The 7,086-nt window shown below is 50.2% G+C and carries 3 protein-coding genes; all 3 read left to right on the top strand.

The window, feature by feature from the left end:
* Nucleotides 1-11 precede the first annotated feature (11 nt).
* The 3 genes from OXG87_11410 (at nucleotide 12) to OXG87_11400 (ending at nucleotide 6,994) form a co-directional block, all read left to right on the top strand.
* The gene (locus tag OXG87_11410; protein MCY3870156.1) at nucleotides 12-4,292 is read left to right on the top strand and encodes a M28 family peptidase; all 4,281 of its coding nucleotides are present in this window, start codon (nucleotides 12-14) and stop codon (nucleotides 4,290-4,292) included.
* A 37-nt stretch (nucleotides 4,293-4,329) separates the two neighbouring features.
* Nucleotides 4,330-6,387 (top strand): peptide transporter, encoded by a 2,058-nt coding sequence (locus OXG87_11405; protein MCY3870155.1) that lies wholly within the window; start codon nucleotides 4,330-4,332, stop codon nucleotides 6,385-6,387.
* 106 nt (nucleotides 6,388-6,493) lie between these two features.
* A complete protein-coding gene (locus tag OXG87_11400; GenBank protein MCY3870154.1) occupies nucleotides 6,494-6,994 on the top strand; it encodes a hypothetical protein in 501 nt (166 codons plus the stop codon).
* Nucleotides 6,995-7,086: the final 92 nt, after the last annotated feature.

Here is a 7,086-nt window from a genome sequence, read left to right as displayed (position 1 = left end):
ATCAGGGTTATTTGAGCCTTCGTATGTGGGGGGCGCAGGCCATTTTATTTTACGACAATGGGCGAGTTACACAGGGTCAGGCTATGGATAAGTTTTTGCCCGTGCCCGTTGATGTGCCCCGGTTCTGGGTCGAAAAAGACGATGCTTTGCGGTTGCTCGAATTGGCCCAAACGCAATCTCCCGAAGTGCGTTTAACGTCGAAGATGGACTGGGAAGAGGTGCCGACCTGGAATATTTTTGCAACCGTTCCCGGATCCGAAGACTATATCACTGAGCGCGAAGAGCGCAAGTGGAAAGATCAGCAGATTGTGCTGAGTGCTTTTTACGATGCTATTTCCGTTGTGCCCGCCCTCGCGCCGGGTGCTGAAAATGCGTCGGGGTTGGCTGCGCTTTTACACACTGCCCGCGTTTTGAAACAGAATCCGCCCAAATATTCGGTGACCTTTTTGGCAACTGGTTCTCATTTTCAAGGCCTGGCTGGTATCAATGATTTTGTGTATCGCCATTCGCGCGAAAGCGATCATTTCCGCGATAAGATTCCCGATAGTTTATCGGTTGCTGGCGCTTATCTCGATGGCGAACTGATTCCTCGCGACAGCGAAGATTTTGAAGAACTCATTCCCGGCAGCTATAAAATTGATTTTCGGTTATTTATCGGGTTGGACCTGTCGAGTGAATCCGATCAGTTGGCGAGCTTTTCACACGGCACCTTTAATAACCCAAATTGGCAGACAGATAATTATCTGAATAATCTGCTGGCACCTTATGCGGACAAATTCGATAAATATATGGCCAAAGTCTTTCCGGGCGAAGAAGTGCGCCATGTCGATGCGATTGCACCGCCAAAACGCACCTGGAAGAATTTTATGCCCATTCGCCTGGGATTCGACAGCGAGGCCGTCACATTTGTTGGCAAAGAAGGCATTACACTGGCGACGCCATCAACCGTGCGGCGGTTTGTCGATACGCCTGTCGATCGCGTTGAGCACGTCAATATGGGCAATTTGACGCGCCAGGTCCAAACGACGATCGCTGCCATGATGAAAGCGGGCGAAGATCCCGAGTTTTTCAGGGTGTCCAAACTCAAATTGCAAGATCGCGGACACAGTTTGAAAGGGCGCGTATTGTGGTTTGATCGCAATGTCGATTTTGCATTGCCTCGCGTGCCTGTCCCAGGAGGGGTTGCCACGTATCGACAGCCGGGCAATGTCCATAGCTGTGCGGGAGTGCGGACGCTGATTATAGACAAGACAACAGAAGGTCCCATTTACGATGTCAAATTGGCGAAAAATAGAACAGATGTAGATCTAAAATTGTATGGCGACCCGGACAAAGTTAAACAAACGGGAGAGTTTTTCTTCAATATTATGCGAAATCGGTTCACCAACCGCATTTTGGCTTATGATATTGATGAGGAAGGAACTATTACGTCGGCACCCGACATGGGGTCTGAGGGCGATAAAAAATTCCCACTGACGCAGCGATATGGTTGGTGGGAAAATGAAATGATGACAGTTCTGTTTAAGAGTCGCTCCGTCAGTGTTTTTGAAATTATAGATTCGAGCTATTTGTCCGCGCTCGATTTTATGACGGTGCTCAACGAAAATGACACACAACCTATAGAATTTGGCTATACGTATTTGCCGGGACAAAGCACCAAAGAGGGCGATGTGACGCGCGCTGCAGTGACGTTTGCGCGTGTGGATGAACACACGGGAGAAGCCGAGCGGTTGAAAGTTTTGATGAGCACGGGATTATTTGGTGTTAAGTATTTGCTTATCAATGCGCCCCAGAAGTTTTTGGACAATCCGGTTGATAAACGCGAGGTCAATCCCGATCTTCTGGAAGAGGCCCGAGGTGAAGGGTATGAACCCGGCGTCATTTTCAGACCTTCGTATCAGGCCGCCAAAGATATGTGGGTGATCGACGATGTGCGGATGAAACAGTTGGCGCAATTTGGTATTGAAAACAATCGGCTCACCCTGTTGCACAACAGCGCGCGCGAGGCCCTGATCGAAGCGCGCCAGCACCTTGAAAATCTGGATTACGAAGGGTTTATGAACGCATCCCGGCGGGCATGGGGGCTGGAGGCGCGGGGTTATCCCGAAGTGATGGCGACGGCCAATGATACTGTTCGGGGTATTATTTTTTATTTTATTTTATTGCTGCCGTTTTCATTTTTCTGCGAGCGTTTGTTGATTGGTGCGTCGAGTATTACCGCGAGGTTGAGTTGGTTTGCCGCATTTTTTATATTTTTCTTTATTGTTCTGCGCTTTGTCCATCCGGCTTTTCAGTTGAGCAATTCCCCCTATATTATTTTTCTCGCATTTGTGATTATGGCTCTCGGAGGCGTGGCCATGGTCATTGTGGTGTCTAAGTTTGGCGATGAAGTTCGCAAAATGAAGCAGGCTTCTGCCGGGACTTATGAAGCCGATGTCGGGCGCATTAGCGCGACATCGGCCGCGATTGTGCTGGGCATTTCAAATTTGAGAAAGCGCCCCATGCGCACGGGGTTGACGGCGATTACGCTGACCTTATTGACTTTTACGACATTGTCTTTTACCTCGGTACAGACTTCGTTGAAGTTCTACAAATTGCCCCGCGATAACGAGCCGTCGTATCAGGGGGCACTCGTGCGCGACCGATCCTGGCGCGGGATGCAGGAGTCCGTGCTCAATTATCTCAATAGTGCCTTTGAAGGCCGCGCCGATATTGTGCCGCGATCGTGGTATTTGTCACAGGTGCGTGGCGAGCGCGCTTATGTGAATTTTTCTCGCATGACAGAGGCCACCGCCGATATGGGGCCAAAGGAGATTTACGTCGATTTCGATGTGGGCATTACCACGGGGAAAGACAGTTTTGTCAATGCGCTGTTGGGTCTTACACCTGACGAACCCAAAATTACCGGAGTTGATCGCTATTTGATGAGCGGGCGGTGGTTTAAGCCCGGAGAAGAGTTCGTTTGTCTGTTGCCAAATGATCTGGCCGAGCTTGTCGGTATTTTCCCCGAAGATGCCGGTACAGCCAAAATTGAAATGCAGGGGCAGATTTTTACGGTGATTGGCATTCTCGATTCTGAAATGTTTAACAAGTTCAAAGATCTGGACGATGAAAAACTGACCCCTGTTGATACGGTTAAAGAAAAAGACGATTTGGCGGATGCACAGGATCAGGACCCGCGAGTTGTCGCGGCTGCGCCTATTGAGACCTTTACCCACCTGGAATCGACCAATGTGCTCGTCGTGCCCTATGAGTATATTCGGGATATCGGGGGCGTGTTGGCTTCGGTGGCGATTGCGAATTTCAGGGATGAGAGCGGGCAGCCCAAGTTGAATTTTGTCCCCGATATTGAAGAGTTTATGGCACGCGTGTCTTTGACGATGTTTGTGGGCAAGGATGATGGTGTAACCGTCTATAGTTCGATTGGTTCAACGTCGCTTTCTGGATTGGGCAATTTGTTTATTCCGATCTTGATTGCGGCGCTTATTGTGCTCAATACTATGATGGGTGCTGTGTATGAGCGTTTTCGAGAGATCAGTATTTATTCTTCGGTGGGATTGGCTCCCAATCATATTGCGGCACTTTTCCTCGCGGAGGCTGGCGTATTTGCCACACTCGGTGCGGTTATGGGATATTTGATTGGACAAGTGCTTGTGCTCATACTTTACAATGAAGGATTGTTGGGTGGCCTGGAATTGAATTATTCGTCGCTGTCCGCAATTTCCGCCACGTTGATTGTGATGGCAACGGTATTTCTTTCGGCGCTTTATCCAGCCAAAAAAGCCGCTGATATGGCCGTGCCCGATGTGACCCGCAAATGGGAATTTCCCGATCCGGATGGCGATCGGTGGGTATTTGATTTTCCCTTTACAGTGGGCGGTGCCGAGGTATTGGGCATGTACTCTTATTTGACCCGGGTTTTTGAATCTTATGGCGAGGGGTCGGTGGGTGATTTTGTAGCAGATCACGTGAAGTTCTGGTCTGAGGATCACGAGGGAGAACCGCAATACAATATTGACCTGACGGCGTGGTTGGCGCCTTATGACCTGGGAATTAGCCAGGAAGTGCAGTTGAAAGCCATTCCAACGGGTGAGCACAATATTTATAAAATTGAAGTGGTGATCAATCGCTTGAGTGGCGATGTGGCGTCCTGGAAACGGATCAATCGCGGATTTTTGAATGTGTTGAGAAAGCGATTCCTGGTCTGGCGCACAATTCCGGGCGACATGAAGTTCAATTATGCAGAAGACGGACGCCGGGTTTTGTCTGGCGAGGTCGCGGCAATAGCATAACGTGCAGATTTTGTGAATTTCCTTCTGGGAGGCAATTTTGGCAACCGATGAACCAAGAGATACAGAAGAAACAAAAGAGGATCTGACAGAATACGAACAGATTATGCCAGAGGACGCGCCTTTTGAAGATGGCTTTGGCTGGAAGACGATATGGGCGACGGCGTTCGTTGGGATTGTCATGTTGCCGGGGGCGATTTATCTGGGCCTGGTGACCGGACAGAGCATGGCTGGCGCGTCTGAGTGGGTGACGATTATTCTCTTTTTAGAGATTGCCAAGCGCTCTTTTGTGCGGCTCAGGACACAGGAAATTTTGATTATCTATTGGGTCGCCGCAGGGCTGTTGGGCATTGGGGTAAAACTCGGTACGGGGGCACATCTATATGGCGGACCTTTTGGAGGGTTGATCTGGGATCAGTATTTGATTCAGTCACCCGCGGCAAAAGGTCTGGATAGTTATATCCCAAATTGGGTGACGCCGCCTCTGGATTCGCCGGTTTATGCCGAGCGTACGTTTGTGCATCCCGACTGGATTTTGCCAGTGTTGATTCTGTTTGTGGTCATGATTATCAATCAGACCGCACGGCTGTCCTTTGGGTATGTGATGTTTCGCATTACCAGCGATATCGAGCAATTGCCTTTTCCACTGGAACCCGTTCACGCGAGAGGTGTTACGGCACTGGCTGAAACATCGGCCAAAGCCGAAGGGTGGCGGTGGCGCGTGTTCAGTACGGGAACGTGTATTGGTCTGGTGTGGGGATTGCTCTATGTAGTTGTGCCCACGTTGTCGGGCATTTTTCTGACAGAGACCGTTCAGGTCTTGCCCATTCCATTTATCGATTTCACAGCCGAGGTAAAGACCATATTGCCCGCTGCCGTGTTTGGTATAGGAACGGATTTGGGGCATTTGTTGATCGGTTTTGTCCTGCCGTTTTACGTGGTAGTCGGGTCGTTTATCGGTGCTGTGCTCGCCAATCTGGTGATTAATCCAGTGCTTTATCTTCACACAGATGTTTTGAGCCGATGGGCACCGGGTATGACGGCGATACCCGCGAGTATTTCCAATCGTTTTGACTTCTGGTTGAGCTTTGGAATCGGCACTTCGTTTGTTATTGCGGCCACTGGTTTTTATATGGTGGGCAAAACACTGTTAGAACAGCGCAAGATTCAGAAGGAAACGGGGCATCACTCGGTGAAAATTAGTATGGAGGATTTGCCCGAGGGCCGGGGTGATATACCGATGAAGTGGCCTCTCGTGTTGTGGGTCATGGCTTCTTTTGCCGCCATTGGTTTGTGCCAGTGGCTCGTGCCGGAGTTTCAATGGTACTGGCTGGTTTTCTTTGCGTTTATTTATACGCCTGTTTCGTCTTATATCGGTGCCCGGATGATTGGTCTTACGGGCAGTCCTTATGGGGCAAGCATTCCCTATATTCGGGAAGCGGCCATTTTCCTGTCGGGGTATAAGGGGGTGGCGGTGTGGTTTGCGCCCATCCCACTGCACGACCACGGGCTGGCCGTGCGGCAGTTTAAGCAACTGGAATTGACCAAAACGAAGATCGGCAGTTATATCAAAATGGTCGTAATTACGACTTTTGTGATTTTCATCTGTAGCTTTATGTTCTATGAATTTATCTGGCGGTTGGGTCCCATTCCATCTGCGACATATCCCTATGTGCAGTTGTTCTGGCCTTTTGAAGCTACGATGCAAACCATGTGGCTCAAAGCAACTTTGCCACCAGAAGAAGTACAGGGTGCTGCTGGCCTGGAACTCCTGACAGATATTATCAAGGCAGAATATATAGGTGTTGGTTTCGTTACAGGGGGGCTTCTCTATCTGGTACTGGTCGCCGCCAAGGTCCCCGTGCTGGCATTTTTCGGTTTTGTGAATGGCCTGGCGCAATGGCCGCACTTTGTCATTTTGAATTTTGCCGGGGCCATGCTGGGGCGATACCATTTTGAAAAGCGGTTCGGCGAGTCCAAATGGAAGGCTTATGCACCCATTTTATTGGCGGGTTATTCCTGCGGTATGGGGCTTATTGGCATGACCTCAATTGCCGTAGCTTTGATATCCAAAGCCGTGTCTCAGGTGGTTTTCTAAGATAAAATGATGGATGGAACTTTTATCCGGGCATGTGTCGTCTAATTTGTTGCGATACATGCCCGGTTTTATAGGTATTTTATTAACTTTTTCAAAGGAGCGGATTATGCAGAGGTTTCGACTCTTAGGTTTTCTGGCAGTGGCGATGCTTATGGTCGCGTCCTGCGATGTGTGGGCACAGCCTCAAAGAGGCGGTCAAGGGCAGGGGCAGCGCGGTCAAGGGCAACGCGGCGGCGTTCAGGTGCAGCGTTTTTTGCCGGTTGAACAGGCGCTGACCTATCTGGCGTTTAATGAGAATGTAGCTCTGAGCGATGAGCAACTCGTCAAGGTGCGCGCATCACTTAAGGGGATTTACGCAAAAAGGCAGGAGTTGCAAAGAAGCCTGCGCGGAAGCAACGACCAGCAGGCGGCCATGCAGAAAGTGCGCGCACTGCGAATGGAAATGATGCAGGGCCTGACAGCCATTCTCAATGAGAACCAGACAAAGGTATTTCAAGAACAGATGCAGCGGATGGGTCAGCGCGGTCAGCGCGGGCAACGCGGCGGGCAAGGTGGCCGCGGTGGTGGTCGCGGTGGCGGTGGTGGCGGTGGCGGCGGTGGAGAATAAAACAGAGTTCCCTCTGCCTGTTCGGTGTTGAAGATGTCAAAACGCGGGTTTCTTTGAAGAAGCCCGCGTTTGTTTTTGGGGCACGCTTGTTT

This window comes from Gemmatimonadota bacterium, assembly GCA_026706845.1.
In the GTDB taxonomy this organism is placed as follows: Bacteria; Latescibacterota; UBA2968; order UBA2968; family UBA2968; genus VXRD01.
Note: the sequence above shows the minus strand (reverse complement) of the source record. Positions and strands in the feature narration are given on the sequence as shown.

Excerpts from the sequence above, each read along its gene's own strand:
- OXG87_11400 (MCY3870154.1), top strand. The coding sequence starts at position 6,494 with ATGCAGAGGTTTCGACTCTTAGGTTTTCTGGCAGTGGCGATGCTTATG.